This is a genomic window from Mycobacterium sp. MAC_080597_8934 (genome assembly GCF_000523975.1).
GTDB lineage: Bacteria > Actinomycetota > Actinomycetes > Mycobacteriales > Mycobacteriaceae > Mycobacterium > Mycobacterium avium.
The window spans coordinates 1-4,241 of the sequence record NZ_JAOS01000038.1 but is presented as its reverse complement, the minus strand read 5'-3'; the positions used below and the strand labels follow the sequence as shown (position 1 = coordinate 4,241).

4 protein-coding genes and 1 pseudogene are annotated in these 4,241 nt (G+C 63.9%); 1 reads left to right on the top strand and 4 read right to left on the bottom strand.

Annotated features, from left to right (window positions below):
• Nucleotides 1–188 precede the first annotated feature (188 nt).
• Nucleotides 189–311, bottom strand: coding sequence for a hypothetical protein (locus NF20_RS28370; protein WP_255250777.1), 123 nt, complete (start codon nucleotides 309–311; stop codon nucleotides 189–191).
• Between the two features lie 211 nt (nucleotides 312–522).
• Here NF20_RS28370 and NF20_RS26655 point away from each other — a divergent pair, with 211 nt between their 5' ends.
• Nucleotides 523–675 carry an enoyl-CoA hydratase-related protein gene (locus NF20_RS26655; RefSeq protein WP_007168480.1) on the top strand — a complete coding sequence of 51 codons (153 nt, stop codon included), beginning with the start codon at nucleotides 523–525 and terminating at the stop codon, nucleotides 673–675.
• A gap of 101 nt (nucleotides 676–776) precedes the next feature.
• On the opposite strand, the gene NF20_RS20060 is transcribed toward NF20_RS26655, so the two are convergent.
• From NF20_RS20060 to NF20_RS26650, 3 genes and pseudogenes are all read right to left on the bottom strand, one after another.
• Nucleotides 777–1,463, bottom strand: coding sequence for an IS30 family transposase (locus NF20_RS20060; protein ID WP_372585603.1), 687 nt, complete (start codon nucleotides 1,461–1,463; stop codon nucleotides 777–779).
• Entirely contained in the window at nucleotides 1,351–2,805 is a 1,455-nt protein-coding gene (gene ltrA, locus NF20_RS20055) for a group II intron reverse transcriptase/maturase (RefSeq protein WP_033711551.1), read from the bottom strand. Before ltrA ends, NF20_RS20060 begins: the two co-directional genes overlap by 113 nt.
• A 613-nt stretch (nucleotides 2,806–3,418) precedes the next feature.
• Nucleotides 3,419–4,147, bottom strand: a pseudogene (locus NF20_RS26650) (IS30 family transposase); the annotation flags it as partial.
• Between the last annotated feature and the right edge of the window lie 94 nt (nucleotides 4,148–4,241).

The following is a 4,241-nucleotide window of genomic DNA, read 5'->3' as shown; positions in this document are numbered from 1 at the left end:
CCAAAAATCGCTCCCTGCGTAGTCCGATCAGCAGTCACACCTCGCCGCGTGCACCTAGACCGTCCCCAACACAGGGCCTCAGCAGACGCCCGCCGGCAACTCATCGCCGACGACGCGCGAGGGGTGCCGCGCCTCACCTTGGGCCCAAGTGCAGGACCCCTCATTGATCCGCGTACTGATATGCAGATCTACTGAAACGCACCCGAAGAGGGGATCGCCGCAATGAGCACCGGCCGCAGCCGCATCGAATCGAGCGCCGCACCGTCCCACAGAAACACCGCGGCTGCCACCCCGCCCTCACCTACAGGCACCGGGCCGACCGAACGCCTCATGACCATCCGGTAGACAGGCGACCAACGAACACGCCGAACCGTCGACCTATCACTTGGCACACACCCGGGTCTTGACATCTGGCAGCGAGATGCCGCCGACCGCCTCGGACTCGCAGGATGCAGGCGGAAATAACCGGATTCTTCTCTGGACAAGCTCGACGCAATCCACGCCGTCCTGCATCGCTTCCCCGTGTACAAGCCGATCATCGCCGCGGTCAACGGCACTTGCGTGGCGGGCGGATTCGAGATGTTGAGCTCCACCGACATCCGAGTGGCCGTGCCCGACGCACGATTCGCGGTGATGGAGCCGAAGCGCGGTCTTTTCGCAGTGTCTTGCCCGTGAGGACACTCGCGGCGGCAAGGGCACCGCCGATCGTGACGTAATGACTTAGGGCCGGTCCACGCGGCAGAGGTGTGAGGTGTTGACGACGGGGTGGGTTCTACTCAACGTCGCAACACCGACGGATCACTCGAGACTAACAGGGCAGCGAATAGATCGGCGGGGCAACGGTCTTGGAGGACTATGCGGGGGCGATGGTTGAGTTCGTGTTCGACGGCCAACAACTGCTCCGGCGGGTGGCTGATGAGGGTGACGCCCTTCGGGAAGTAGTCGCGCAGCAGTCCGTTGGTGTTCTCGTTCGTGCCGCGTTGCCAGGGTGATCTGGAGTCGCAGAAGTAGACGGGCGCGCCGAGCTTGTCGGTGGTGGCAAGGTGGCGCGCCATCTCGGTGCCCTGGTCCCAGGTGATCGACCGCATCAGCGTGGGTGGCAGATCCTTCATGCGGGCCACCAAGGCCGCGTGCAGGGAGTCGGCGTCACTGCGAGGCAGATGCACCAACCGCAGCATCCGGGTCTGGCGTTCGACCAGAGTGCCGATCGCCGAGAGGTGGTTATTACCGATGATGTAGGGGTCGGACCGGGGCGCGGTGCCGGGATTGCTCCTGGCCCGTTTCCCCGGCCCGCCCTCCGCACCGGACGTGCGACTCTCGTCGCATCCGGCGCTCCACGGACTGCCACCGTTATGCGGGGACCGAGGTCGCCGCTGTGCTGGTCCACGGTGTGGGGATGTTGCTCGCCCGCCACCGATACCGAGTGATCGGAACGGTGGTGGTATCGAACATGACGATCCCATTCTCTTGCGGACGATTGCCTGGCCTTCCGGTCAGGAACCGCCGGTAGAGCTCCGCCCACGTGATCCGCTTGTGCCGTTTGAGCAGCCACTGGGTGACCCGATGCCAGGCAAAGGAATCGAGGTATCCGAAGGTTGCCTTCGACACACCGTGACGGAAATACGCACACCATCCTCGGAGCACCGGGTTGAGGCGTCCGAGGAGATCAGCAAGGCCATGATGACGTGCCTTCTTGGTCAGCGCCCGCACCTTCGTCATGATCGAAAGCAGCGCCTTCTTCGACGGGTAGGTGTAGACAGCTGCCTTGTTCGTGCCCTTCTTGCGGCGCCGCTGGATGCGGAATCCGAGAAAGTCGAACCCCTCGTCGAGGTGGCATACCTGGGTCTTCTCCACGGATAGCCGTAGCCCCAGTGGGGCAATGACATCCGCGACTTCGTCCCATAATGCGTCCGCGTGCGCTTTGGTTCCGGCCACCATGATCACGAAATCGTCGGCATAGCGGACGATCCGATAGGTGGCCCCGCCACGTTTGCGATGGGCATCTCGCCGCTGAGATGTCCGATGGGCATCCCATTTCACACGGAAATGTGCGTCCAACACCGTCAGAGCGATGTTGGCCAGCAGCGGTGAGAGTATGCCACCCTGGGGTGTGCCGGTATCAGATTCCCTGACCGTTCCGTCGCCAGACATGATGCCCGCCTTCAGGAATGCCTTGATCAGGGCCAGGACCCGCTTGTCGACGATCCGCGTGCGTACTCGTTCCATGATGGCGGAGTGAGCCAGTTCGTCGAAACACGCCGCGATGTCAGCCTCGAAGACCCAGTGATAGTTCCGGGTCCCCAAAGCATGTATCTCGGCGATCGCGTCCTGAGCGCGACGTCGGGGACGGAAACCGTAACTGACCGGCTCGAAATCCGCCTCGAAGATCGGCTCCAACACCAACAGCAACGACGCTTGAACCGTGCGGTCCATCGCCGTGGGAATACCGAGCCGCCTGAGTTTGCTGCTCCCTGGTTTGGGAATGAGTATCTCCCGCACCGGAAGTGGAGCAAATGTCCGTGCCTTCAGTTCGGTTCGAACGTGGCTCAGGAACGCCACCGTCTCGGCATCTCCGGTTATGGACGCAGGAGTCAGCCGGTCGACACCGGCTGAGCGTGCGCCCTTGTTGCCCCGCACCCGTTCCCACGCGACGGTGAGAAAGTCCGGGTGGTGGACGAGGTTGAACACATCATCAAAGCGGCGGTCGGAATCTTCGACCGCCCAGTGGTGCAGCTTGCGTTGCATCTGTCGTACCTGCCATGCCGCCTGATCGGGATCGGGCCATGACAGCTCACCGGTATTCACCAGTGCCTCCGTTCGTGTCGTGTTCGCTGCATCAATTCCGCTGGGGCCCTTCGCCATGCACGAGGCTTTCCCCCGCTCGGACTACTACGGCCCCTCCGCCCCACCGCGTGGCCATCGACAGACGACGCGTCAACCCGGATTCGGCGCCCTCGGCTGAGGACGACGACACGGGAGCCTCGCGATGGTTCCCACGTTCACTGCTGACCGCTCGAGGAGGGAGGTGCCCAGCTATGCCCCTGCGATATCGCCACGGCTACGCCGCAGGCATTCACCGTGGCCTCCAGCGGCAGCGACCTAAACCGCAGCCGGAGTTCCCAACACCGAGACGCCAGTGGTGTTGGTGCGCATCGCAGACCAGCCCGAATCCACCGGGTTAGAGCTGGCGGGAGACTTGAGAGGCGTTAAAACACTGGTTCCTCGCGTACACCTTCTCCTCATGCTTGGCCGGACCCAGGCCATCCGGTAGTGCCGGCCTGTCCCGTCGTTGTCGGGGCTGCTTACCACCCTCGCCGGCGTCTCCCGGTCCAGGCTGCCCCCAGCTTCGTTACGCTGCTGCGACAGCACAACGGCGCAGGTCTCTCACCTCCGCTCGGTCACACAGCGCCTCGTGGCGCACAAGGTCGCCTTCCCAGTGGCCGGCTTCAGACCGGTCGACAGCCGAGAAGGACCGGTCGTGGATGGTGAGCATCGGCTGCTGGAACCGCGGCCGCCGGCAACTCTGGCGGTGATGCGCTCGGCGGTGATCTCGACCGGTGCGCAGCGGTGAGCGTCGGTGCGGCGCTAATCGCGAGGGCCGCATGAAACGTGAATTCGGTTGATAGACAGCTTGATAGATGCTTTCGTGGCATAACCACATCGATGAATCATCGGGGAAGCGGTGGCGGAGGTGACGGCTGATCTGTTGGGGGCTCCAACGCTGAAGAAGCAGCTCGGCGACCGCGTTACCGAGCTGGTCGTTGGTGTCGACCCGACGGCGGTGGTGACGTGCTCGTCGCGCGGTGGCTCGCCGGTGGGCATCGAAGGGCTGATATCCGCGGCCGGCTGGTGCGTTGCGCCGTAGCTCCCTCGAAATCGTCGACGGCGCTCGACCGAGTCGGGTGGCGATCGTCCGCACCCTCAGCCCTGAGTGATGCAGATCGGCGATCTCGATGCGCTCGTCCTGGGACAGGTATCGCGTGCTGATCTGGCGGACCGCTAGTCGATCTAGCGGCGGGACGAACCCGACCGCGACGCCGTTGCGGTAGGTCTTGTAACCGCGTGTCCAGTTCGTCGCAGCGGACCGGGACACACCGACTTCGCGGGCCGCGGCCCGCACGCTCCACCCGCGAGCCCGCAACTCCATGAACCGCTGACGCTTGGCCGACTGCGGACGACGTCCCGGCCCATTCTTCACCGACGCGACGATGCCAACACAACCTCCAGAATCTAGAGAAGTG